Below are 24,693 nucleotides of genomic sequence, written 5' to 3' on the forward strand. Positions count from 1 at the left end.
TGGCTAGTCTCCAGAATCTATCAAATCAATCTGCTCGGCATGCAGAACCATTTTGCTCAGGCCGTTCTTTGCCTTGTGGCAAGAAATGAACCCCTGAACGATTACTGCGCTACCGACCGTTAAACTGTGAGTAATGGCCTGGTTTTCGTGTCCGCTAATAATAACGGGCATTTGGCACCACGCCTGCCGGTGAAAGCCGGCTTCCTCTTGCACAGAACGATGCTCAAGCACGAACTGGCAATGCGGAATTCCTGATGGACTGACCTTACGAAGGGGGGTCCTGCACACGGTACCGGACAACACCAGACGGTTGGTCATCAGAAATTACTCTTCAGAATCCCCAGCATCAGAATCATCTGCGGTTTCGTTTGCGAAATCATCGCGACGCTCACGGCGCTCGTCTTTCGCTTTAACCATCGGAGATGCTTCGGTCACTGCGTTTTTGGTACGCATAACCATGCTGCGGATAACGGCATCGTTGAAGCGGAAGGTAGTTTCCAGCTCATCGATCACTTCCTGCGGCGCTTCAACGTTCATCAGAACGTAGTGTGCTTTGTGCAGTTTGTTGATCGGGTAAGCCAGCTGACGGCGGCCCCAGTCTTCCAGACGGTGGATCGTACCTTCTGCACCAGTGATGGCAGCAGAGTAGCGCTCGATCATGCCCGGAACCTGTTCGCTCTGGTCAGGATGGACCATAAAAACGATTTCGTAATGACGCATCGAATTGCTCCTTACGGATTATTCAGCCTCCTGTCTGGGTCAGCCGAGGCCCGGGGAGGCAAGGAACGTGTTAAAGGTCGGCTGAAAAATTGACGCGTCATAATACTTGCGCGCCCCTGGAAACTCAAGCTGATTGCACAAATAATTCGCACAAAGCGTAAAGCTGGTCTAAGTGGGTGATTTAAAATTAATCACATCAGGAAGCGTTGTTTTTTTGAACAACAGCATCAGAAATGGTCACGCATCCCCGCCGGATAAGTGATTACACTTTAATCAGAGACCTTATTTATAAAAGGAGAGCAACACCCCCTTTCACAGCACGCAGTCGTGGAGCGCATATCATGAAAAAAATCGCATTTGCCGTAATGGCTGCACTTTTGCTCAGTGCAAACGCGATGGCAGCCATCAAGATAGACGGCCGGCAGGCCCAAAACATGGATGATGTGCAAAGCTTAGGCGTAATCTACATCAATCATAATTTCGCCACTGAAAGTGAAGCAGATCAGGCTCTCAATCAAGAGACCGATGCTCAGGGTGCACAATATTATCACGTCATACTGATGCGTGAGCCCGGCAGCAACGGCAATATGCACGCCAGTGCAGATATCTACCGATAACGCTTTAACGCTAGCACCAGGAAAGCCAACAAAGAGAACATAGCCATAGTTTAACTTGCCCCCTGCCCGGGGGCTTTTTTTTGCTAATGGCTCTGAAATACCACCGGTTACAACTGTTTTTCGGTATTCCAGAGCACTTATTCACTTCTGCCCGTAATAGGCGTTGGGCCCATGTTTACGCATGAAATGTTTATTCATAAGGTAATCATCAATGCCCTGAAGCTGCGGATTGATGCCGCGGGCGATCCACGCCATTCGCGCCACTTCCTCCATCACCACCGCGTTATGCACGGCATCGTGAGCGTCTTTTCCCCACGAGAATGGACCGTGCTGATACACCACAATACCCGGCGTATGCAGCGGCTCACGCTCAGCCAGCGTGTCGATAATGACGCGACCGGTGTTGAGTTCATACTCCCCTTCCACTTCGGCCTGCGTTAATGCCCGCGTGCAGGGAATATCGCCAAAGAAGTAGTCTGCATGCGTGGTGCCAAGAGCCGGAATGGGCAGCCCTGCCTGCGCCCAGGCCGTGGCATGAGTCGAGTGTGTATGCACAACGCCGCCCAGGGAGGGATAACGCTGATACAGTGCCAGATGGGTGGCGGTATCAGAAGAAGGACGCCACTTTCCGTCAACCACGTTGCCATGAAGATCCACAACCACCATGTCGTCGGCGGTCATGGACTCATAGGGCACACCGCTGGGCTTAATCACGACCCGCCCCTGCTCACGGTCGATGGCGCTGACGTTACCCCAGGTAAACGTCACCAGACCGTAGCGAGGTAGATCCATATTGGCCTCAAAGACCTGCTGCTTAAGCTTATGCATGCTCAGCCTCCATCAACCCAGCCCGCGCCATACGTTCACGGACCCAGTCCCGCGCCTTCGCCACTTCGGCTGCCGGGTCGTCCGACGTTTCACTCCACATCTCAATCAGGTAAGGCCCGCAATACCCTGTCTGTTTGAGCGTCTGGAAGCACCGTTCGAAATCCACCACCCCGGTGCCGAACGGAACATTTTTGAATACACCAGGCCGGGTATCTTTGACATGAACCGCCACGATATGACCAATACCCGCCTGCAGTTCCATCTGCACGTCGTTATCCCAGGCTGACAGATTGCCGATATCAGGGTAGAGCTGGAACCACGGATTATTCAGGTAGTGCGCGTAACCCAGCGCCTTGCTGATGGAGTTCATTAACGGATAATCCATGATCTCCATCGCCAGCGTCACCTGAGCACGGCTGGTCATGTCGACGCTCTCTTTCAGGCCGTCACGAAAACGACGGCGCGTTTCATTATTGGCGTCCTGATAGTAAACGTCATACCCCGCCAGCTGGATCACACGGATGCCGACATCCTGGGCAAAGCGAATGGCTTTACGCATGATCTCCAGCCCCTGAGCACGCACAGCATCATCTTCACTGCCAAGCGGAAAACGACGATGGGCGCTGAGGCACAGGGAAGGCACACGTACCCCCGTTTCAGCAATGGCGCTAACCAGTGCCAGACGCTGTTCGCGGCTCCAGTCCAGGCGAGACAGGCGTTCGTCCGTCTCATCCACTGACATTTCAACAAAATCGAAGCCGAGTTGTTTCGCCAGTTGCAGCCGCTCCAGCCAGCACTCCCCCGCAGGGAGTGCCTTTTCATAGATGCCGAGCGGGACTTGTTTAGACAACATACCCGCTCCTTAGCCCCAAAGCTGAGCGATTGAGCGTTTGAACTGACGCGCGGCTTCTACCGGAGAGGCGGCATCACGGATGCTACGGCCTGCGATAAAGACATGAATTGGGATACCTTTGAACAGCGGCAGATCTTCCAGCGCCAGGCCTCCGGTCACGGTCACTTTGAAGCCCATATCGGCCAGACGCTTAATCGCGCTGATATCCGCTTCCCCCCACGCTACCCCAGCGGCCTGCGCATCACGGCTGCGGTGATAAACCACCTGTTGAATGCCCGCGTCACGCCACTCCTGCGCCTGCTCCCAGGTCCAGAACCCGGTCAGCTCAATCTGCACATCACCGTTGAACTCTTTTGCCACATCCAGCGCACCTTTAGCCGTGTTGATATCCGCACAGCAAATAACGGTGACCCAGTCGGCATTGGCTTCAAAACACATACGGGAAAGAATTTTGCCCGCATCGGCAATCTTGGCATCCGCCAGCACGATTTTATGCGGATACAGCGCCTTCAGGTCGCGGACGGCGCGAACGCCTTCGCCCACGCACAGAATGGTACCGACTTCGATGATGTCCACTTCTTCCGCAATCAGGCGGGTAGTTTCGTAAGCGTGAGACAGAGTCTGGTTATCCAGCGCGACCTGCAACATTGGTAATGACATTTTCAATTCCCTCTTAAACTGCCGCCGCAGTGGCGTTATCAATTAAATCCAGCACATCCTGCTCGGTGCGGCAGGCGCGTAAACGGTCGAAGTTGGCCTCATCATCAAACAGATTCACGATCTGCATAATGCCCACCTCCTGGTGGGTGTTGGCATCAACAGCCGCCATGGTGATGAGGATGTCGACCGGGTCGTTATCTTCGTGGTTGAAAGCCAGTGGTGTTTTCAGCGTAACCAGCGCAAAGCCGGTTTTTTTAACACCCTCTTCCGGGCGGCCATGCGGCATCGCCAGCCCTGGTGCAATCACGAAGTAAGGGCCGTGCTCTGCAACACCATCCAGAATGGCCTGGTAATAACGCGGCTCGACAACATCGGCTTTTACCAGCAGGTCAACGCTAAGTTTCACCGCTTCCTGCCAGGTGCTGGCGTCGGCCTGTAAAAGGATGGAGCTGTTCTCTGCCAGCGAATCACGTAGTTTCATGTTGCGTCCTTACTTCACATCTTGTGGGAAATGCGCGTTGATCACTTCCAGCAGCTTTGGCCCAAAGTCGGCTGGCGACAGCATGTTGCGCACGCCTACCACATATTTGTTGCCTGTCACGGTGATCTCACCGGCGATGTGGGTAGAGGCGATGATGATGTCCGCGCCGTTCAGTTCACTTTTGTATTCGCCCACTGCGCAGCTGTTCACCGTGTGGTCGATGTTTGACTGGGTTAAAAACTGGTCCACTTTCATCTTCATGATCATGGAACTCCCTTGCCCATTGCCACACACAGCCAGGATACGTACGGTCATAATCGAAACTCCTTAATGAGCAGAAACTTCTGCTGTTTGTTTTTCTGCATCTTCTTCAGCCCTCAGAGAGCGGCCAGCGAAGAACATATAAGCCAGAGCAATGAGGATGATGACGGCCATAAAGATCAGGCCAACAGAGGCGAAGCCCTGCATCATCGGTGGTGCCAGAATTGACCAGTCGGCCATGCCCATCCAGGCGCTCATACCGGTGAGCTTGACCGCCCACACACACCCGAAGATTTCCACCATCCCCATCACCAGGCAGATCTTGAGCGCCGCGCGCCAGCCACCAAAGTGGTTCGCAAAGACGCCGATGGTGGCGTTGGAGAAGAACATCGGGATAAAGCCAGGAATGATCAGAATGGAAGAGCCGCAGCCCACCAGGATACCCACCGCAACCAGCTGGCCGATGGTGCCCCACATAAAGCCCCAGACCACCGCGTTTGGCGCGAAGCTGTAGATAGCCGCGCAGTCAATCGCCAGTACCGCACCTGGAATCAGACGCTGAGAGATACCGTTGAAGGCTTCGGACAGCTCGGCAACGAACATACGCACGCCCTGGGTGATAATGAAAATCGCCACCGCGAAGGAGAAACCGGTCTGCAGGATATAGACAGTCCAGTGGGTTTTACCCGCCATCGCCTGTACGACGTCAATGCCAAAGGAGAGCAGAATGGCACCGAAGAAGAGGGTCATCACAATCGCCGTAGAGACGATATTGTCGTGGAAAATATTCAGCCAGCCCGGCAGTTTAAGATCTTCGACGCTCTCTTCTTTTTTACCCAGATACGGCGCGACTTTATAGGCAATCCAGGAGGCAAACTGCTGCTGGTGGCCGATGGAGAAACCGCAACCGTCGGTGACGTCCTGCGTGGGCTTGTACATCATGTTGGAGGTGATACCCCAGTAGAGCGAGACCAGCACCGCGGTGCAGATAATGGTCGTCCACATTGGGTAGCCGAAGATAAAGAAGGAAACCGCAATCAGCCCTGCCTGCTGGAACATGATATGGCCAGTCAGCATGATGGTGCGAATACCGGTAATGCGGCGCAACAGAACGTAAATGATGTTCAGCGCCAGCGCGATCAGAACCGCATACCCTACCCAACTGTAGGCATCGCCCATGCGATCGATGGTGGCCATCATCGAGGCGTAGGTGTCAGAGATGGCGCCGTTGATGCCATAGACTTCCGACATTTTGGCCACTACCGGCTTGAAGGTGCCGGTCAAAATGCCTGAACCCGCCTGCAACAGCATGAAACCGATGATGGTTTTAATGGTGCCTTTAATAATAACGCTGACGCTTTTACGCAGCAGGATATAGCCAAGGCACGTCACGATGCCCAACAACAGCGGGGCATTAGTCATTACCTGATTAAAGAACACGGTAAAGACGTTGTAGAGGATCTCCATAACTCTCTCCAGAAATGAGAACACGAGGGGCAATCCCTGTGCGGTTGGTGACAACACTCTATTAATCACAAATAATCACCACAAGATTAAATCTGATTATTTGTGACGCATCACGCAAATTATTTCCCTGGTGTTAGTAATGATTTTCACTTCGACATGTTATATAAAATTATTTCCATATAATTCATACAATTAATTATTAATACGGTAAAAGATAACAAGAAGCGAGAAGAGCGTCCGTGACGTCATGCAGATAAAATTACACATTTTGATCGTTGCAATACGCGTGAAATGGTGCCAGCATTAATCACAACAAATCACATGTTGATTACTTTTGATTAAACCAGGAGTCAAAACGATGAGTAAAGTGAACACCATTACCCGTGAATCATGGATTCTGAGCACTTTCCCGGAATGGGGTAGCTGGCTGAATGAAGAGATTGAGCAGGAACAGGTTGCTCCTGGTACCTTTGCAATGTGGTGGCTGGGGTGCACGGGGATCTGGCTGAAATCAGAAGGTGGCGCGAATATTTGCGTCGATTTCTGGTGCGGCACCGGCAAACAGAGTCACGGTAACCCGCTGATGAAAAAAGGCCATCAGATGCAACGCATGGCGGGCGTGGAAAAACTTCAGCCAAACCTGCGTACCACACCGTTTGTTCTTGATCCGTTCGCCATTCGCCAGATCGATGCCGTTCTCTCTACGCACGATCATAACGATCATATTGATGTCAACGTGGCGGCAGCGGTCATGCAAAACTGTGCCGATGACGTACCGTTCATCGGGCCGCAAACCTGCGTGGATTTATGGATCGGCTGGGGCGTACCGAAAGAGCGCTGCATCGTCATGAAACCGGGCGATGTGGTCAAAATTAAAGACGTTGAGATCCACGCGCTGGATGCCTTTGACCGCACTGCACTGATTACCCTTCCGGCCGATCAGAAAGCCGCAGGCGTACTGCCAGACGGTATGGACGAACGTGCGGTGAACTACCTGTTTAAAACGCCCGGCGGTTCCCTGTACCACAGCGGTGACTCTCACTACTCAAACTACTATGCAAAGCACGGCAATGAGCATCAGATTGATGTGGCGCTCGGCTCATACGGGGAGAACCCACGCGGCATTACAGACAAAATGACCAGCGCCGATATGCTGCGCTTGGCGGAAGCGCTGAACACCAAAGTAGTGATCCCTTTCCACCACGATATCTGGTCAAACTTCCAGGCCGACCCGCAGGAGATACGCGTACTGTGGGAAATGAAAAAAGACCGCCTGAAGTATGGCTTTAAGCCGTTCATCTGGCAGGTAGGAGGTAAGTTCACCTGGCCGCTGGACAAAGACAATCTCGAGTATCACTACCCACGCGGCTTTGATGATTGCTTTACTCTTGAGCCAGACCTGCCGTTCAAGTCATTCCTCTGATTATTAAGGCCCATCGCCAGACCCGTGTGTCTGGCGGTTTCATATTTCTTTTAGTAATTTCACGCTATTTCAAATATCATCTTTTAAAATCAATTCTTATCGGAATAGCTCATGACGGAAGCGCAACGGCATCAAATATTACTGGAACTCCTGGCGCAAACAGGGTTTGTCACCGTTGAGAAAGTGATCGAACGTTTAGGGATTTCCCCGGCAACAGCGCGGCGGGATATTAATAAGCTGGATGAAAGCGGTAAGCTGAAAAAAGTCCGCAACGGTGCGGAAGCGATTAGCCAGCAGCGTCCACGCTGGACGCCGATGAACATTCATCAGGCGCAAAATCATGATGAAAAAGTCCGTATTGCCAGAGCGGCATCGCAGCTGGTGAACCCCGGCGAGAGCGTGGTGATCAACTGCGGCTCCACGGCGTTTCTGTTAGGTCGGGAGATGTGCGGAAAGCCGGTACAAATCATCACGAACTACTTGCCGCTCGCCAACTATCTTATCGATCAGGAGCATGAGAGCGTGGTGATCATGGGCGGCCAGTACAACAAGAGCCAGTCCATTACGCTCAGCCCGCAGGACAGCGAAAACAGTCTTTATGCCGGACACTGGATGTTTACCAGTGGCAAAGGCCTGACCGCGGATGGCCTCTACAAAACCGATATGTTGACCGCCATGGCAGAACAAAACATGCTTAACGTGGTGGGCAAGCTCGTTGTGCTGGTCGACAGCAGTAAAGTGGGCGAACGCGCAGGAATGCTGTTCAGCCGTGCTGAACAGATAGACATGGTGATCACCGGCAAAGGTGCCAACCCTGAGATCCTCCAGAAACTGAAAGATCAGGGTGTCAACGTCCTGTGCGTTTAAAGGTGCTGGCGGAAGAAGTCCACCGTAGCGTCCAGCGCCGTTGGCGTAATGCGGTGGCGAACGCCCGCTTCCCACAGGCAGGTCAGGTTGCCATCCAGCCCCTCGTGCTGCAGCGCCTGCTGAAGCCGGAACGTTTCTCCGGGTGGGACCACATCGTCCGCATCACCATGCCACAACAGCAAAGGACGATCGGCCAGACGCGGTAACGCCCGGGTAACCTCCCACTCTGCAAGCGCCGCCTCAACCTCTGTGAGTGCCTGAGGTGGAAAAAGCGTCTTCGCCAGTGAGGTAAAGTAGCCCGAGCCCATCAGACAAGCCACTGACTTCACTTCTGGATGGTGCGTCATGATCCCCAGCGCCGCCATCCCGCCCATCGATGCCCCAGCCACGGCCAGCCGATTATCAGCCACCAGCCCTGCCTGGTAAAGCGCATCGCGCAGCCCGGCAAACTCGGTCAGGCTACCGTGCAAAATGTGCCAGAACTGCCCAAGCCGCGCCTGTTCGTTGCCGGTAAAACGTGCGCCGTGGTCAGGTGCATCCGGCATGACCACACGAAAACCGGCCTGCGCGAGTGCCACCGCAAAATAGCTGTAGACCAGCTTCGATGAGGTAAATCCATGATAAAACACTATAACAGGCAGTGGTTCCTCACGTTTTCCGGCGGGTGTTGCGTGTAATATTTCACGATCACCCAGATGGCGTATTTCAATTTCAATCATTGTCGACCCTGTAATGATGAATGATTCATAATGTTGAGAACTGGGTTACGATTTCACGCTATTTTCATTCGAAAATTACGCCCCAGCTAACACTTCGGGAACATTCCCCCAAAACTAAATTCACAGACAACTACACTATGGCTATCAGGAAACGAGATATGGTTATGCGCAGGTTTGCTGCTTTATTGCTGATGTTACTGCTCAGTGGCTGTAGCGCGCTGCAGGGAACGCCACAACCCGCTCCCCCGGTGGCCGATCACCCGCAGGAAATCCGTCGTAATCAGACGGAAGGATTACAGCGTATGGGTACCGTCTCTGCGCTGGTTCGCGGCTCCCCGGATGACGCGGAAGAAGCAATAAAGGCACAAGCCGTCGCCGCCAAAGCAGATTATTACGTCATCATTATGATCGACGAAACCATCATTACGGGACAGTGGTACTCACAGGCCATTCTGTATCGTCAATGATCGTCTTCATTTGAACGACATTTACACTGCTTTGCGTCCATAGACACTTTCCTGTCCACAATAAACTCCATGCCCGCAACAATGGAAGTGAGTTTATTCGCGAAGGATTGCCCGGCGGATACCGGAGACATGTGAAATGGAGCTGACGATGAAACGAACTCTTGCTTTGACCACACTGTTGCTCTCAGCAGGTCTTGTGAGCACAACCGCGCAGTCAGCTGAATTTGCCAGTGCTGATTGTGTGACTGGCCTGAATGAAATTGGCCAGATCTCCGTGAATAATATCTCGGGGAGCCCGCAGGACGTTGAACGTGTCGTTGCATTAAAGGCCGATGAGCAGGGTGCTTCATGGTATCGCATTATCCAGATGCAGGAAGATCAGTACATCGATCACTGGCGGGTACAGGCCATTCTCTACGCGTAATCCCCCTCCGATAAAAGCCACTTACTTTTAGTGGCTTTTCGTTTTTGCAAATTTTTTATCTTTTAGCAAACCAATTAAAAACAATTAAATAACATTTTGTTACACTAAACCAGTAAACGTTATCTCTGCTCTGCCGTTGAAAAGCCATACCTTTTCAATGATGAGCAATTTATGATCAACTTTTTCCGTCGTGCAGGTCTGGGTGCAAAGCTGTCGCTGCTTACCGGTGCCAGTGTCGCCATCCTGTTTCTGTTTTTCACTTTTCTGCTCAGCCAAAAAGCCAGCCAGCAGCTTGAAGCCCTCGCGATAGAAGACCTGCATAATCAATCCACCGGCATGGTCGATATGGTGCAGATGTTTAACACCAGCCTGAGTGAAGAGGTCGAGAGTTATACCCGGCTGTTTACCACCTTTTTGCCCCAGCCACTGAGCGTTGATAACACGCAAACCCAGACGATTAACGGGATTAACGTTCCGCTCCTGAAAGGAGGGGAAACCGGGCTACATGAAAACAATACCCTTTCAGACGATTTTCTGAGCCGGACAGGGGCAATCTCGACCCTGTTTGTGCGTAGCGGTAACGACTTTGTACGCGTCGCCACATCGCTGCGCAAAGAGAACGGCGAGCGGGCAATGGGCACCGTTCTGGATACCACCAGCCCGGCTTTTGCTGCCGTCACCCGGGGCGAGGTTTATCGCGGTCTGGCGCTGCTGTTCGGCAAGCGCTACATCACCCAATACCAGCCGGTTAAAAACGCGGACGGCCAGGTCATTGCAATCATCTTTGTTGGTGTGGACATCACTCACTCCTGGAACGTCATGCGCGAGAAAATCCTCAACCGTCGACTGGGCGAGAGCGGTCACTTCTTTGTTCTGGACCGCAGCCATGGCAAAACGCGCGGGCAGTATCTGTTCCACACCAGCGCGGAGGGAAAAGTACCGGAGTGGGATAGCGCTATCCAGCAACAGCTGTTGAGTGATAAATCCGGCACGCTGGAGCGCGTCAGTGCCGATGGTCGCACGCTGACCATGGCGTATACGCCGCTGCCAGGCTGGAACTGGGCCATTGTCGGCGAAGTGGATAAATCGGTACTGCTCTCAAGCGTGACCGCCATGCGCGACCGCTTCCTGCTGGCAGGGGTGGTGCTGTCAGTGCTCTTCGCGGGTCTGTTTGTGGTCATTATACGACGCATACTGACACGCCCATTGCGCAATGTGATCCACCTGGCCCGACAGTATGCCGCAGGCGATCTGCGCTCCAGCCTGCCCGTGACCCGCCAGGATGAGGTCGGTCAGCTCATCGATGCCATTAACGGTATTGGAGGGGGACTGCAGAAAATTGTTCTTCAGGTGCGCGAGGCCGCTGCGGAGATCCATATGGGCACCAACGCGCTGGCATCCGATAGCGAAGAAATCTCCGGGCAGATTAACAAGCAGGCCAGCAGTGTAGAAGAGACGTCTGCCAGCATGGAGCAACTGGCCGCGACCGTGCAGCAAAATGCCGCCAACATGGAGCAAACGCAGCAGCTGGTAGGCGAAACGTCGCGCGCGGTACACCAGGGCGGTGAGACGGTCACCCACGCTGTCGCTACCATGGATGATATTCGCGAAGCATCAAAGCGAATCGAAGACATCACGCGCGTGATTGAATCCATCGCTTTTCAGACCAACATTCTGGCGCTTAACGCAGCGGTTGAAGCAGCCCGCGCAGGCGAGCACGGAAAAGGTTTTGCGGTGGTGGCGCAGGAGGTACGCGCGCTGGCAGGACGCAGCGCCAACGCGGTGAAGGAGATTGAACAGCTCATCGGTGATACGCTCAGAAAAGTCAGCGAAGGCCATGCGCTGTCTGAACAAACGCGTCTGGCGATGGATTCCATCATCGTGCACATCGATAACATCAACAAGCTGGTCACGGAGATTAACCATGCGTCCCGCGAGCAATCCGCGGGAATAGGCCAGGTTAATCTGGCCATGACCCACATTGGCGAAGCGTCGCACATAAACGCCGACCGCGTCTTACGTAGCGAACAAACCGCACACACGCTGCGTGAGAAAGGCTCACACCTCACCCAACTGGTGAGCCTGTTCCAGCTAAAGAGTTAGCCAACCCTGCCCGTGGCACGCAACAGCAGGTCATTTTGCACCTGCTCGCTCATCAGCGTACCGCCGCGGGTATCAAGCATCATGCGGCACCACGCCTGCGCCACGGGTGGCGATGCGTGCCGCAGCATCTGACTTCCGGCCCCCAGCAGGAAAAGCTGTTGCGTGATCTCCCGCCCCTGCGCCTCCTGCGGTTTTCGCAGTTTTTGCTGAAGCTGACGCCAGCTGCGATCGAAGTGCCTGTCCTGCCCTTTTACCTGGGCAAAATCATCCACAAGCAGGTCGAGAATGCCGGATTGCTTCGTCAGTACACGCAGAACGTCCAGGCACATAATATTGCCGGACCCTTCCCAGATGCTGTTCACGGGCATCTCACGGTACAAACGGGGAAGCTCACTCTCCTCGCAGTAGCCTGTGCCGCCGAGCACTTCCATGACTTCCGCCACAAACGGGATACCCGCTTTGCAGACGCTGTATTTCGCCGCGGGGGTGAAAAGCCGCGCCCAGGCGGCCTCCTGAGGATCGGCACGCTTGTCCCACGCCCGGGCCAGACGAAACAACAGTGCCGTCTGGCCCTCCAGCATCAGCGCCATGCGGCTCAGCACATCGCGCATAAGCGGCTGGTCGATAAGGTTTTTACCAAACGTCTGGCGTTGATGCGCATGGTAAAGCGCCACGGATAAAGCCCGACGCATCAGCCCATGGCTGCCCAGCGCGCAGTCAAACCGCGTCAGCCCGCCCATTCGGAGGATCTGGCGTACCCCTTCTCCTTCCTCCCCCAGCAGCCAGCCGGACGCATCCAGGAACTCCGCTTCGCTGCTGGCGTTAGAGCGGTTGCCGAGCTTCTCTTTCAGCCGCTCCAGACGTACGGCATTGCGTTGCCCGTCAGGTAAAAAGCGTGGAACAAAAAAGCAGGACAGCCCCCCTTTCGCCTGGGCCAGCACCAGATGCGCATCGCTTTGCGGCACAGAGAAAAACCATTTATGCCCGATAAGCCGGTAGCTGCCGTCACTGCACTTTTCCGCTTTGGTGGTGTTGCTGAGTACGTCCGAGCCGCCCTGTTTTTCTGTCATCCCCATGCCAATCAGCAGGCCGCGCTTTTGCGCCCCTGGGGCAAGATGAGGATCGTAACGATCGCTCATTAACGGCGTAATCCAGTCACGGAACGGCTCGGGCAGCGCCTGTTGCAGCAGCGGTGTAGCAGCAAAGGTCATGGTGACAGGGCAAAGCGTGCCCGCTTCTACCTGAGCGTGCAGGACAAAACGTGCAGCTCTGGCGACAAACGCGCCTTTGCGCGCCTCCTCTTCCCACGCCAGGTTATGGACACGGTTGGCGCAAAGTCCCTGCATTAAGAGGTGCCATGCGGGATGAAAGCGAACGTCATCCAGTCGCTCCCCGGTGGCGTCATAGCGTAATAACTCCGGCGGATTAACGTTCGCCAGCCTGCCCAGTTCCAGCGATTCCGCGGTTCCTAACTGCTGGCCGATGCTGGCAAGAAGCTCGATATCCCACTCGGCGCCTTCGCGAACAACCGCGTCACGCAGAGCGCAATCAGAGAGGAAAAGGTTGCTGTTTGAGAGCGGTGCAGGTTGATTAAAAACGGTATGGGTCTGCCAGTGCATGCTGTCTCCCTCCTTCAATGGCAATGAAGATAAGTATGGACAGGCCACGTGCACGCTGCATGGGAGTGAGGTCACACGATGACGATCCCGCTGATATCATTCGTGAAATAGGTCACAGAACATAAGAATAAACTATTTCGCGCATTCGCTTTTGTTGAATAATTTATTCTTACCCCCTTTCAGTGAGGAACGTTATGCAACCGGACGCGCACAAGCGTGCATTAATTGCAGGCTCCATTGGTAACTTTATCGAGTGGTATGAGTTTGCGGTCTATGGTTTTCTGGCGACCGTAATTGCGAAGAACTTCTTCCAGCTTGAGGGGGACGCGGGGCTGACCAGCCTGATCCTTACCTACGCTTCCTTTGCCATCGCCTTCTTCTTTCGCCCGCTGGGCGCGGTGGTGTTTGGCAGAATAGGTGACCGGATAGGCCGAAAACCGACGCTGATTATTGTACTGGTGCTGATGACGCTGGCCACCGCCGCAATCGGTATTGTGCCGGTCTATGCCAGCATCGGTATTGCCGCCCCGCTGATTATCACGCTGCTGCGCATCCTGCAGGGATTGTTCGCCGGTGGTGAGTATGGTGGCGCCGTCTCGCTGATGACCGAGTTTGCCCCACGCGGCAAGCGGGGCCTCTACGGTGCATGGCAGTCATTTACCGTCGCGCTGGGCCTGTTAGCAGGCGCTGGCATTGTCGCACTGCTCTCCGCCCTTCTGACACCGGAAGCCCTGCATGACTGGGGCTGGCGCATCCCGTTCTTCCTGGCATTACCGATGGGCGTGGTGGCGCTGTGGCTGCGGGTGAGTATGGAAGAGACGCCAAGCTTTGTGCAACAGCAGGAAAAGCCGGTTGCCACTCAGGCTGATACCGTTGCCACGCTCAATGCCATTGCGATGGGCATTGGCCGGGTGATGGTCTGGTCAGCGGCGGGTTATACCTATCTGGTGATTATGCCCACCTATCTGCAGTCGACGCTGCATACCGGGTTTAATCAGGCGCTGTTGATTGCTGTGATTTCGAACATCGGTTTTGCGCTGACGATTATTCCGTCCGGGATCCTGAGCGACAAAATCGGACGCCGCACGGTGATGATCGTCGCCACCACGTTGCTGCTGCTCCTTGCCCTGCCGCTGCTGAAGGTTTTACAGGCGGAGTCCAGCACGCTGGCCATCAAAGCGCTGGTGGTGCTGATTGCGGGTGGTCTGGTGGGGATGCTGGCAGGCCCCGGGCCGGCGATGCTCTCAGAGATGTTCCCGACGCGCGTACGGTATACCGGGCTTGGGCTGGCTTATTCCCTGTCGAACGCCCTTTTCTCGGGCTGCGCGGGGCTGATTATTACCGGGCTGATTAAAGAGACGGGCAACCTGGATATTCCGGCTTATTACGTCATGGCGACAGCGGTAGTGAGTATCTTCGCGCTGATGACGCTCAGGAAGGATGACCATTTGCGGTCACTGGAGGAGTGAGTTTTTCACCGTCTGGTGACCCTCCCACAGAAAATACGAAAGGCCGTCCTCAGGACGGCCTTGCTGTTTATTCCCCGCGCTGACGTACCGCTTCAAACAGGCAGATACCTGTTGCCACGGAAACGTTCAGAGACGACACGCTGCCCGCCATTGGAATGCTGATCAGCTCATCGCAATGCTCACGGGTCAGACGGCGCATACCTTCGCCCTCGGCACCCATTACCAGTGCCAGACGGCCGGTCATCTTGCTCTGATACAGAGTATGATCTGCTTCACCCGCGGTACCGACGATCCAGATGTTCTCTTCCTGCAGCATACGCATGGTGCGCGCCAGGTTGGTGACGCGGATCAGCGGTACGTTTTCCGCTGCGCCACAGGCCACTTTCTTCGCCGTCGCGTTAAGCTGTGCAGAGCGATCCCTCGGCACGATAACCGCATGAACACCTGCCGCATCTGCGCTTCGCAGACATGCGCCAAGGTTGTGCGGGTCGGTCACGCCGTCAAGGATCAGGAAGAATGGATTTTCCAGCCCGGCGATAAGATCCGGCAGATCGTTTTCCTGATACTGACGACCTGGCTTAACGCGGGCAATAATGCCCTGGTGAACGGCACCTTCACTTTTCTCATCCAGGAACTGGCGGTTCGCCAGCTGGATCACGACACCTTGTGCTTCCAGGGCGTGGATCAGCGGCATCAGACGTTTGTCTTCACGCCCTTTCAGAATAAACACTTCCTGAAAACGCTCCGGTGCGCGCTCCAGCAGGGCCTGCACCGCGTGGATGCCGTAAATCATTTCACTCATTGATGGTTCTCGTTCTGTCTTTTCTTTTCCCTCTCTCCGCAGGAGAGAGGGTCAGGTTGAGGGGGAGAATTACTCCGCCTGCTGTTTCTTCGCTGCGCGCTTTGCCCTGGTGGCAGCCGCAATTTTCTGCGTTTTGGTGGACGGCTTTTTCGCCTTCCGGGCCTCTTTCTTCGCGGCCTTCGGCTTCTGTTTCTTCTCACCGCGGAACGCGCTGTCTGGCTCGAAGTTTACCTTCTTACCCGCCTGACGACGTTTGCCACCGCTGTTGCCGTTGCCCCCTTTTTTCGTCTTTTCACGCGCCGTTTTACCCACATTACGCGGGGCACGCTCGCTGGAGATCAGGCTAAAGTCAATTTTACGGTCGTCCATATTAACGGCTTCGACCTTCACTTCCACGCGATCGCCAAGACGATAGGTCTGGCCGCCAGATTCGCCAATCAGGCGCTGCCCGACCTGGTCGAAACGGTAGTAGTCGTTATCCAGGCTGGAGACATGCACCAGACCGTCGATAAACAGTTCATCCAGACGGACGAAGAAACCAAAACCGGTGACGCTGGCAATCACGCCTTTAAAGACGTTACCCACCTGGTCCAGCATAAAGTCACACTTCAGCCAGTCTGCCACGTCGCGCGTCGCTTCATCTGCACGACGTTCGGCCATGGAACAGTGCTGACCGAGTTGCAGCATCTCTTCCATTGAATAATGGTAGCCACCGGTTTCGGTCGTATTACCTTTATGACCCTGCTCCTGCGCCAGCAAATACTTGATCGCGCGGTGCAGGGAAAGGTCCGGATAACGACGGATCGGCGAGGTAAAGTGGGCGTAAGACTGCAGCGCCAGACCGAAGTGACCGCGGTTTTCCGGATCGTAAATCGCCTGCTTCATGGAACGCAGCAGCATGGTCTGCAGCATTTCCGCATCCGGGCGATCGCCAATCGACTCCAGCAATTCAGCATAATCACGCGGCTCTGGCTTGTTACCGCCAGGCAGTTCCAGACCCAGTTCAGCCAGTACGGAGCGGAACGCAGTGATGGCTTCGGTCGACGGTTTATCGTGAATACGGAACAGCGCAGGTTCTTTGGCTTTCTCAACGAAACGTGCCGCCGAGATGTTTGCCAGAATCATACACTCTTCAATCAGCTTATGGGCATCGTTACGCTGGGTCTGCTCAATACGTTCAATGCGGCGTTCAGCGTTAAAGATGAACTTCGCCTCTTCGCTCTCAAACGAGATCCCGCCGCGCTCTTCACGCGCCTGATCCAGCGTTTTGTAGAGGTTATGCAGCTCTTCGATGTGTTTCACCAGCGGCGCATACTGCTCACGCAGATCCTGATCGCCCTGCAGCATATGCCAGACCTTGGTGTAGGTCAGGCGCGCATGGGAGCTCATTACCGCTTCGTAGAATTTGTAACCCGTTAAGCGCCCTTTGGTGGAGATGGTCATCTCGCAGACCATGCACAGGCGGTCAACCTGCGGGTTCAGGGAGCACAGGCCGTTAGACAAGACTTCCGGCAGCATCGGGATTACCTGCGACGGGAAGTAGACCGACGTTCCACGGCTGCGCGCTTCGTTATCCAGCGGAGTATGCGGGCGCACGTAATAGCTTACGTCAGCGATGGCAACCCACAGACGCCAGCCGCCGCCGCGTTTTTTCTCGCAATAAACGGCATCATCGAAGTCGCGGGCATCTTCACCATCAATAGTCACCAGCGGCAGATCGCGCAGATCCACGCGGCCCACTTTGGACTCTTCCGGCACGTCTTCTTTCAGGCCGACAACCTGCTCTTCAACCGCTTTCGGCCAGACGTAAGGAATTTCATGAGTACGCAGCGCCATATCAACGGCCATGCCGGTGCCCATGTTATCGCCTAACACTTCGACGATTTTCCCGACCGCCTTGGTGCGGCGGGTAGGACGCTGGGTGAGTTCAACCACCACCACAAAGCCCATACGGGCGCCCATCACCTCTTCAGGCGGGATCAGGATATCGAAGCTCAGGCGGCTGTCGTCTGGCACCACAAAGCCCACGCCAGCGTCGGTAAAGTAGCGGCCAACAATCTGGCTGGTTTTAGGGACCAGGACACGCACCACGCGCGCTTCGCGTCGACCTTTACGGTCCGCGCCCAGCGGCTGCGCCAGGATCTGGTCACCGTGAATGCACATCTTCATCTGCTCAGAGGAAAGATAAAGATCGTCTTTACGGCCTTCTACGCGCAGGAAGCCATAGCCATCACGGTGGCCGATGACGGTGCCTTTCAGCAGGTCAAGACGTTCGGGAAGCGCATAGCACTGACGGCGGGTAAAGACCAGTTGCCCGTCGCGCTCCATCGCGCGCAGGCGGCGGCGAAGGGCTTCAATTTGCTCTTCACCTTCAATGTTTAATTCAACGGCAAGTTCTTCACGATTGGCGGGTTTTTCGCGTTTTGTTAAGTGTTCAATGATGAACTCGCGGCTGGGGATAGGATTCGCGTATTTTTCGGCTTCGCGTTCCTGGAAAGGATCATGTGACATATCGGTTCCTCCGTTGTCAGCTCCGGTGGAAATTTTCTTCATTCCACCAGCAATAATTTATAAAGTGGTTGATTCTCTTCAACCAAATCGGCCAGCGTGTAGTTATCCAGTTCCTTGAGAAAACTTTGCACGGCCAGAGAAAGTGCCTGTTTAAGGCGACAAGCGGGCGTAATGTGGCAGAACGCGCTGCTGCAGTTCACCAGAGACAATGGCTCCAGTTCACGTACCACATCCCCAACACGAATACTCTGCGCCGGTTTACCGAGACGGATCCCACCATTCTTCCCGCGGACGGCAGCAACGTATCCGGCACGACTAAGTTGATTGATTATTTTGACCATATGATTACGGGACACACCGTATACCTCTGTAACCTCAGAGATACTGGTCATTTTCCCATCGGGTAACGACGCCATGTAAATCAGCGCGCGTAAGCCGTAATCGGTGAAACTTGTTAACTGCACATCAACCTCAGGAAAAAGGGAAAACGCGGATAAACCGCACAGATATTCATTAATGATGATAAACCAGCCAGATAGTAAGCGGCTAATTTATTTGACAGACGGGGCGAAAAAGCGGAGATCGAGGAGCGTTCGCCGGATGGCGCGACGCGTATCCAGCCTGCGGGTTGTCCCGCAGGCCAGCAGTCACGAAGATTATGCGTCGAACGGGTCGCGCAGGATCATCGTTTCAGTACGATCAGGGCCGGTAGAGATAATGTCGATCGGCACTTCGGTCAGTTCTTCAATACGCTTGATGTAATTCAGTGCTGCCTGTGGCAGACCGCTACGCTCTTTCACACCGAACGTCGTTTCAGACCAGCCTGGCATGGTTTCGTAGATTGGCTCGATGCCTTTCCAGTCATCCGCAGCCAGCGGAGTGGTGGTCACTTCGCGACCATCAGGCATACGGTAGCCTACGCAGAGTTTCACCTCTTTCAGACCGTCCAGCACGTCCAGTTTGGTCAGGCAGAAACCAGACAGGGAGTTAATCTGTACTGCGCGACGCACGGCTACCACGTCCAGCCAGCCGGTACGACGACGACGACCGGTGGTCGCGCCAAACTCGTTACCCTGCTTGCACAGGAACTCGCCGGTTTCATCAAACAGCTCAGTCGGGAATGGACCCGCACCCACGCGAGTGGAGTAAGCTTTGATGATGCCCAGAACGTAATCTACATAACGTGGACCCAGACCAGAACCGGTCGCAACGCCACCCGCGGTGGTGTTAGAGGAGGTGACGTACGGATAGGTACCGTGGTCGATGTCCAGCAGCGTACCCTGCGCACCTTCGAACATGACGAAATCGCCACGCTTGCGCGCCTGGTCCAGCAGATCGGACACATCAACAACCATACCGGTCAGAATGTCAGCAATCGCCATGACGTCATCCAGCACTTTCTGGTAGTCAACAGCGTCAGCTTTATAGAAGTTCACCAGCTGGAAGTTGTGATATTCCATCACTTCTTTCAGTTTTTCAGCGAACGTCTCTTTATCAAACAGATCGCCCACGCGCAGACCGCGACGAGCAACTTTGTCTTCGTAAGCCGGGCCGATACCACGACCGGTCGTGCCGATCGCTTTCGCGCCACGCGCTTTCTCACGCGCTACGTCCAGCGCCACGTGATAATCAAGGATCAGCGGGCAGGCTTCGGAGAGCAGCAGACGCTCGCGAACGGGGATACCACGGTCTTCCAGACCTTTCATCTCTTTCATCAGAGCAGCCGGAGACAGCACAACGCCGTTACCGATAATGCTGGTGACGTTTTCGCGAAGAATGCCTGATGGAATAAGATGGAGGACGGTTTTTTCACCGTTGATTACGAGAGTATGGCCTGCGTTGTGACCGCCCTGGTAGCGTACAACATATTTAGCCCGTTCAGTCAGAAGATCAACAATCTTCCCTTTACCTTCGTCACCCCATTGGGTGCCCAGTACGACGACGTTGTTACCCATTTTTTTCAAAATCACCGTTTGCTTAAAAATGGATTCTACCATCGCTTTTTCAGATATACAGCACTTTTTGACCTCAAAATACGCCAAACCAGATTACTTTTTGATCAGCCAATCGTTTTCCTCAACATGTAGTAGATAACGATGCCGGCAACCACAAGTCCGCCCCCAAATCGACGCAAAATATTATCCGGCAACTGGCTCAGAGAGGCTATCATCCGACGCCATGCACGCGGATAAAGCATCGGTCCAAGGCCTTCCAGCACCAGAACCAGGGCCAGCGCAAGCCAAATCGTTGAATTCATTTTTAATCCTTATAAAAGAAAACCACCGCTCCGTTGAGAGCGGTGGTTTGAATACTCAAACTGGCCTGAGTTTATCGCGTTGCGTTAGCCGGCGTCTTCATGTAACGGAAGAAATCGCTGTCCGGGCTGAGCACCATCACATCCTGGTTGCTCTGGAAGCTGTTCTCGTAAGCTCGCAGGCTACGGATAAAGGCGTAGAAGTCGGGATCCTGGCTGAAGGCATCGGCAAACAGTTTTGCTGCTTCGGCATCCCCTTCACCGCGCAGAATACGGCCCTGACGCTCAGATTCTGCCAGCGTCTTGGTCACTTCGTAATCCGCTGCCGCACGCAGTTTCTCCGCCTCTTCCTGACCTTGTGAACGATGACGACGGGCTACCGCTTCACGCTCGGCGCGCATACGGTTGTAAATCGCCTCGGACACTTCCGCTGGCAGGTTGATCTGCTTGATACGGACATCGACCACTTCGATACCCAGAGCAGCCATACTGTTCGGGTTGATCACCGGCACTTTGCCGTTGGTTTCAGCCTGAACGCGTTCTGCCGCTTTGGCAATGGCATCATCCGCTGCCGGGGTGGTGACTTCGTCTTCGGTTCCTGCAGAGCCGGAGTTCAGCGCATCACGCACTTCCAGCGTCAGACGACCACGGGAGTCGGTGACGATGTCTTTCACATCCAGACGACCAATCTCAGAGCGCAGACGGTCAGAGAACTTACGTTTCAACAGCACTTCCGCCTGAGAAACGTCGCCACCGCCCGTTGCCAGGTAGTAGCGGCTGAAATCACTGATACGCCATTTGATGTAGGAATCAACGATCAGGTCTTTCTTCTCTTTGGTCACGAAACGGTCGGCCTGGTTATCCATGGTCTGGATACGGGCGTCGAGCGTTTTCACCGATTCAATCAGTGGCATTTTAAAGTGCAGGCCCGGCTCAAACACCAGCGGCTTGTTCTCGCTGTCGCGCAGAACTTTACCAAAACGCAGGGTAATTCCACGCTCGCCCTCTTTCACCACAAAGATAGAGGTATAAAGCACGACCAATACGATGATGATGATCGCAATAACTGACTTACGCATCCTTATTCCCCCTGACGCTGGTAGTCGTTACGCTGCGCGTTAGCACGGCGTTGGTCCATAATGTCACCATCGTTCGAAGAAGGCGTGGTTGTGGCGCTTGAGCTACCGGATGCCGCAGGTGGCAGACGCAGCAGGTTGTTGGCACCGCTGGTATCCGCCTTTGCCGCCGGCGCCGAACCGCCTTTCAGCATCTGATCCAACGGCAGTACCATCAGGTTTCCACCTTTGCTGTCGTTAACCAGTACCTTACGCGTATGGCTCAGCACTTTTTCCATGGTCTCAATATAAAGACGTTCACGGGTAATCTCCGGAGCCGCTTTATATTCTGGCAAAATCTTCGCGAAGCGCGCCACTTCACCCTGAGCTTCCAGGACGGTCTGGGTTTTATACGCACGCGCTTCTTCAAGAATACGCTGCGCCTGACCGTTAGCACGTGGCTGAACTTCGTTGGTGTACGCTTCCGCTTCACGGATGTACTGTTGTTCGTTTTCACGGGCGGCAATCGCGTCATCAAACGCGGCCTTCACCTCTTCCGGCGGACGAGCAGCCTGGAAGTTGACGTCCAGCAGGGTGATACCCATGTTGTACGGGCGAATGGTCTCTTCCAGCTCACGCTGGGTATCGCTACGAATAACGGTACGACCTTCGGTCAGAATGCGGTCCATGGTGTATTTACCGATCACACCGCGCAGCGCACTGTCTGTGGCCTGGCGCAGACTGTCATCTGCACTGGTCACGCTAAACAGGTAGTGCTGCGGATCGGTGACGCGGTACTGGACGTTCATCTCAACGCGCACAACGTTCTCGTCGGAGGTCAGCATCACGCCGGACGCCGCCAGTTCACGGACAGACTCCACGTTCACCGCGGTCACGTCGTCAATGAAAGTCGGTTTCCAGTTCAGACCTGGCTCAACCAGATGGCTGAACTTCCCGAAACGGGTGACCACACCGCGTTCCGCTTCTTTAATGGTGTAGAACCCGCTGGCAGCCCAGATGATCACCACGGCAGCGGCAACAATGCCCACCACGCGGCCCCCTAACTGCGGGCGCGGCCCCTGAGTGGAACCTCCACCAGAGCCAGAACCTTTACCTCCGCCAAGACCACCAAGCTTCTTGCTTAGCTTGCGGAAGATATCATCCAGATCCGGCGGCCCCTGCTCGCGACCACCTTTGTTGCCATTTCCCCCAGAGTTGCCGCCTTGATTATTGCTGCTTCCCCACGGGTCGCGGTCTTGTCCGTTATTACCGGGCTGATTCCACGCCATGTATATGCTCCATATTTGTTATGCAAGGGCGAATTATTCAGGCATCCCCTTTCTGATCAGACGATATAGTCGACCAGCGCAGGTTCTTGTTTACAGAGGCGACGCCAGTCAACGATCGGCAAACGCACCTGCATCCCCACGCTGCCGTCATCCTCCATCCACTCTTTTTCTATCGCCTGAAGCTGATAAAACCGGCTGCGCAGCCTGCCTTCCTGTGGCGGCAATCGCAGCGTGTGCTGGGCTACCTCACCGGAAAGACGTTCTGTCAAAGCCTGGAAAAGCAGTGGCACACCAATACCGGTCTGAGCGGAAAGCCAGACCCGAATCGGTTTGTTCTCTTCATCTCGGTCGATACGCGGCTCAAAATCCTCCAGCATATCGATCTTGTTCATCACCAACAGCGTTGGGATGTCGTCGGCGTCGATCTCGTCGAGCACCACGTTTACCGCGTCGATGTTCTCCTGCAAGCGAACGTCTGCAGCATCAATGACGTGCAGCAGCAGAGTCGCCTGACGCGTCTCCTGCAGGGTGGCTTTAAACGCAGCCACCAGGTCATGCGGCAGGTGACGGATAAACCCTACGGTATCCGCCAGCACCGTTTCACCGACGTCGGCGACGTCAATACGACGCAATGTGGGGTCCAGGGTCGCAAACAGCTGGTCTGCGGCATAAACCTGGGCCTCAGTAATCTGGTTAAACAGGGTGGATTTACCGGCGTTGGTATACCCCACCAGCGACACCGTCGGGATGTCAGCTTTCGATCGCGCCCGACGTCCTTGCTCACGCTGTTTTTCAACGCGTTCCAGACGTGAAAGGATCTGGGTAATACGGCCACGCAACAGACGGCGGTCGGTTTCAAGCTGGGTCTCACCCGGACCGCGCAAACCAATCCCGCCCTTTTGTCTTTCAAGGTGGGTCCAGCCACGCACAAGCCGCGTTGCCAGATGGCGCAACTGCGCCAGCTCAACCTGCAGCTTACCTTCGTGAGTACGCGCACGTTGAGCGAAAATATCTAAAATCAAACCCGTGCGATCGATAACACGGCATTCGCAAAGACGTTCCAGGTTACGTTCCTGAGCCGGAGACAGCGCATGATCAAACAACACGACTGACGCGCCGGTTGCTTTTACGGCATCCGCAATTTCAAATGCTTTACCTTCACCAACAAAATACTTTGGGTGCGGCGCTTTACGGCTACCGGTAATCACCTGCATTGCTTCGACACCGGCGGAAGAGACCAGAGATTCAAACTCCTGGAGGTCTTCCATATCTTTGTCTTGCGTAAAATAGATGTGTACCAGCACCGCCTGCTCACCGGCATCATAACGGTCAAACAAGCGTAAATTCCTCAAAAAAGATCAGCGGGGAACGCAGGATCCCTGGCTCCCCGTGTGGATAACAGCCTGAAACCTTATTCGGTATCTTCGCTGTCCTGCGCAGGAGAAGAAGAACCCTGCGCGCTGCTGCCATGATGGTAGTTACTACCCGTGCCGCCGCCAGTGTTATTGCTGTGATGGGATACCGGACGAGACGGAACAACTGTAGAAATAGCGTGCTTATAGACCATCTGACTGACCGTGTTTTTCAACAGGATCACGAACTGATCGAAAGATTCAATCTGACCTTGCAGCTTAATACCATTCACCAAATAAATAGAAACTGGAACACGTTCCCGACGCAATGCGTTCAGGAACGGATCTTGTAAAGATTGCCCCTTAGCCATTCTATCTTTTCCTTATATGCTTGTTTTGTACTTAGAACCTTGCGATTCTGAAAAATTGCGCACGATACGACTCAATTGTAC

Annotated in this window: 26 protein-coding genes; 7 read left to right on the plus strand and 19 right to left on the minus strand. The window is 54.5% G+C overall.

Annotated elements, in window-relative coordinates:
- Positions 1-3: 3 nt before the first annotated feature.
- Complete coding sequence (priB, locus tag AM410_RS04765) at positions 4-318, minus strand: primosomal replication protein N (protein WP_003856035.1); 315 nt, start codon at positions 316-318, stop codon at positions 4-6.
- Between the two features lie 6 nt (positions 319-324).
- Entirely contained in the window at positions 325-720 is a 396-nt protein-coding gene (gene rpsF / locus AM410_RS04770; protein WP_014068637.1) for a 30S ribosomal protein S6, read from the minus strand.
- Between the two features lie 341 nt (positions 721-1,061).
- On the opposite strand from rpsF, the gene yjfY reads away from it, so the two are divergent.
- Positions 1,062-1,337 carry a DUF1471 family protein YjfY gene (gene yjfY, locus AM410_RS04775; protein WP_025206244.1) on the plus strand — a complete coding sequence of 92 codons (276 nt, stop codon included), beginning with the start codon at positions 1,062-1,064 and terminating at the stop codon, positions 1,335-1,337.
- A gap of 141 nt (positions 1,338-1,478) precedes the next feature.
- On the opposite strand, the gene AM410_RS04780 is transcribed toward yjfY, so the two are convergent.
- The 6 genes from AM410_RS04780 to ulaA are packed head-to-tail and all read right to left on the minus strand — an operon-like array spanning position 1,479 to position 5,887.
- Positions 1,479-2,165, minus strand: a complete 687-nt coding sequence (locus AM410_RS04780) for an L-ribulose-5-phosphate 4-epimerase (RefSeq protein WP_032679424.1) — start codon at positions 2,163-2,165, stop codon at positions 1,479-1,481.
- Positions 2,158-3,018 carry an L-ribulose-5-phosphate 3-epimerase gene (locus AM410_RS04785; RefSeq protein WP_073397018.1) on the minus strand — a complete coding sequence of 287 codons (861 nt, stop codon included), beginning with the start codon at positions 3,016-3,018 and terminating at the stop codon, positions 2,158-2,160. Before AM410_RS04785 ends, AM410_RS04780 begins: the two co-directional genes overlap by 8 nt.
- A gap of 9 nt (positions 3,019-3,027) precedes the next feature.
- Positions 3,028-3,678, minus strand: a complete 651-nt coding sequence (gene ulaD / locus AM410_RS04790) for a 3-keto-L-gulonate-6-phosphate decarboxylase UlaD (RefSeq protein ID WP_008502901.1) — start codon at positions 3,676-3,678, stop codon at positions 3,028-3,030.
- A 13-nt stretch (positions 3,679-3,691) separates the two neighbouring features.
- Positions 3,692-4,159, minus strand: a complete 468-nt coding sequence (ulaC, locus tag AM410_RS04795) for a PTS ascorbate transporter subunit IIA (protein WP_014168330.1) — start codon at positions 4,157-4,159, stop codon at positions 3,692-3,694.
- A 9-nt stretch (positions 4,160-4,168) separates the two neighbouring features.
- The gene (gene ulaB, locus AM410_RS04800; RefSeq protein WP_014168329.1) at positions 4,169-4,474 is read right to left on the minus strand and encodes a PTS ascorbate transporter subunit IIB; all 306 of its coding nucleotides are present in this window, start codon (positions 4,472-4,474) and stop codon (positions 4,169-4,171) included.
- A 12-nt stretch (positions 4,475-4,486) separates the two neighbouring features.
- Positions 4,487-5,887 carry a PTS ascorbate transporter subunit IIC gene (ulaA, locus tag AM410_RS04805; protein ID WP_073397016.1) on the minus strand — a complete coding sequence of 467 codons (1,401 nt, stop codon included), beginning with the start codon at positions 5,885-5,887 and terminating at the stop codon, positions 4,487-4,489.
- 358 nt (positions 5,888-6,245) lie between these two features.
- On the opposite strand from ulaA, the gene ulaG reads away from it, so the two are divergent.
- Complete coding sequence (gene ulaG, locus AM410_RS04810) at positions 6,246-7,310, plus strand: L-ascorbate 6-phosphate lactonase (protein ID WP_073397013.1); 1,065 nt, start codon at positions 6,246-6,248, stop codon at positions 7,308-7,310.
- Positions 7,311-7,421: 111 nt separating this feature from the next.
- Positions 7,422-8,177, plus strand: a complete 756-nt coding sequence (gene ulaR / locus AM410_RS04815) for an HTH-type transcriptional regulator UlaR (protein ID WP_014168326.1) — start codon at positions 7,422-7,424, stop codon at positions 8,175-8,177.
- Here the strand turns inward: ulaR and yjfP are convergent.
- Complete coding sequence (yjfP, locus tag AM410_RS04820; protein WP_025206248.1) at positions 8,174-8,896, minus strand: esterase; 723 nt, start codon at positions 8,894-8,896, stop codon at positions 8,174-8,176. The genes ulaR and yjfP overlap by 4 nt on opposite strands.
- A 137-nt stretch (positions 8,897-9,033) precedes the next feature.
- On the opposite strand from yjfP, the gene bsmA reads away from it, so the two are divergent.
- The 3 genes from bsmA to AM410_RS04835 all read left to right on the plus strand — a co-directional run bounded on the left by bsmA (position 9,034) and on the right by AM410_RS04835 (position 11,890).
- Positions 9,034-9,363 (plus strand): biofilm peroxide resistance protein BsmA, encoded by a 330-nt coding sequence (bsmA, locus tag AM410_RS04825; protein ID WP_025206249.1) that lies wholly within the window; start codon positions 9,034-9,036, stop codon positions 9,361-9,363.
- A gap of 148 nt (positions 9,364-9,511) precedes the next feature.
- The gene (gene yjfN / locus AM410_RS04830; RefSeq protein ID WP_025206250.1) at positions 9,512-9,787 is read left to right on the plus strand and encodes a DUF1471 family protease activator YjfN; all 276 of its coding nucleotides are present in this window, start codon (positions 9,512-9,514) and stop codon (positions 9,785-9,787) included.
- 171 nt (positions 9,788-9,958) lie between these two features.
- Entirely contained in the window at positions 9,959-11,890 is a 1,932-nt protein-coding gene (locus AM410_RS04835) for a methyl-accepting chemotaxis protein (protein ID WP_047355591.1), read from the plus strand.
- Here the strand turns inward: AM410_RS04835 and AM410_RS04840 are convergent.
- Complete coding sequence (locus tag AM410_RS04840; RefSeq protein WP_073397010.1) at positions 11,887-13,509, minus strand: isovaleryl-CoA dehydrogenase; 1,623 nt, start codon at positions 13,507-13,509, stop codon at positions 11,887-11,889. The two genes, AM410_RS04835 and AM410_RS04840, sit on opposite strands and share 4 nt — an antisense overlap.
- Positions 13,510-13,703: 194 nt before the next feature.
- Here AM410_RS04840 and AM410_RS04845 point away from each other — a divergent pair, with 194 nt between their 5' ends.
- Entirely contained in the window at positions 13,704-14,978 is a 1,275-nt protein-coding gene (locus AM410_RS04845) for an MFS transporter (RefSeq protein WP_063214271.1), read from the plus strand.
- Positions 14,979-15,045: 67 nt separating this feature from the next.
- On the opposite strand, the gene rlmB is transcribed toward AM410_RS04845, so the two are convergent.
- The 9 genes from rlmB to hfq form a co-directional block, all read right to left on the minus strand.
- Complete coding sequence (gene rlmB / locus AM410_RS04850; protein ID WP_014168319.1) at positions 15,046-15,780, minus strand: 23S rRNA (guanosine(2251)-2'-O)-methyltransferase RlmB; 735 nt, start codon at positions 15,778-15,780, stop codon at positions 15,046-15,048.
- Positions 15,781-15,849: 69 nt separating this feature from the next.
- Positions 15,850-18,291 carry a ribonuclease R gene (rnr, locus tag AM410_RS04855; protein ID WP_041162388.1) on the minus strand — a complete coding sequence of 814 codons (2,442 nt, stop codon included), beginning with the start codon at positions 18,289-18,291 and terminating at the stop codon, positions 15,850-15,852.
- A 38-nt stretch (positions 18,292-18,329) separates the two neighbouring features.
- On the minus strand, positions 18,330-18,755 hold the full coding sequence (nsrR, locus tag AM410_RS04860; RefSeq protein WP_014168317.1) for a nitric oxide-sensing transcriptional repressor NsrR: 426 nt from the start codon (positions 18,753-18,755) through the stop codon (positions 18,330-18,332).
- Between the two features lie 192 nt (positions 18,756-18,947).
- A complete protein-coding gene (locus AM410_RS04865) occupies positions 18,948-20,246 on the minus strand; it encodes an adenylosuccinate synthase (protein WP_025206256.1) in 1,299 nt (432 codons plus the stop codon).
- 104 nt (positions 20,247-20,350) lie between these two features.
- Complete coding sequence (locus AM410_RS04870) at positions 20,351-20,548, minus strand: DUF2065 domain-containing protein (RefSeq protein ID WP_014168315.1); 198 nt, start codon at positions 20,546-20,548, stop codon at positions 20,351-20,353.
- Between the two features lie 71 nt (positions 20,549-20,619).
- Positions 20,620-21,624: a protease modulator HflC gene (gene hflC / locus AM410_RS04875; protein WP_014168314.1), complete on the minus strand. Its 1,005-nt coding sequence runs from the start codon at positions 21,622-21,624 to the stop codon at positions 20,620-20,622.
- 2 nt (positions 21,625-21,626) lie between these two features.
- Positions 21,627-22,889: an FtsH protease activity modulator HflK gene (gene hflK / locus AM410_RS04880; RefSeq protein WP_014168313.1), complete on the minus strand. Its 1,263-nt coding sequence runs from the start codon at positions 22,887-22,889 to the stop codon at positions 21,627-21,629.
- A 56-nt stretch (positions 22,890-22,945) separates the two neighbouring features.
- The gene (gene hflX / locus AM410_RS04885; protein ID WP_073397005.1) at positions 22,946-24,226 is read right to left on the minus strand and encodes a ribosome rescue GTPase HflX; all 1,281 of its coding nucleotides are present in this window, start codon (positions 24,224-24,226) and stop codon (positions 22,946-22,948) included.
- A 74-nt stretch (positions 24,227-24,300) separates the two neighbouring features.
- Entirely contained in the window at positions 24,301-24,612 is a 312-nt protein-coding gene (gene hfq / locus AM410_RS04890; RefSeq protein WP_014168311.1) for an RNA chaperone Hfq, read from the minus strand.
- Positions 24,613-24,693: the final 81 nt, after the last annotated feature.

Source organism: Enterobacter cloacae complex sp. FDA-CDC-AR_0164, from assembly GCF_003071645.1.
In the GTDB taxonomy this organism is placed as follows: domain Bacteria; phylum Pseudomonadota; class Gammaproteobacteria; order Enterobacterales; family Enterobacteriaceae; genus Enterobacter; species Enterobacter ludwigii.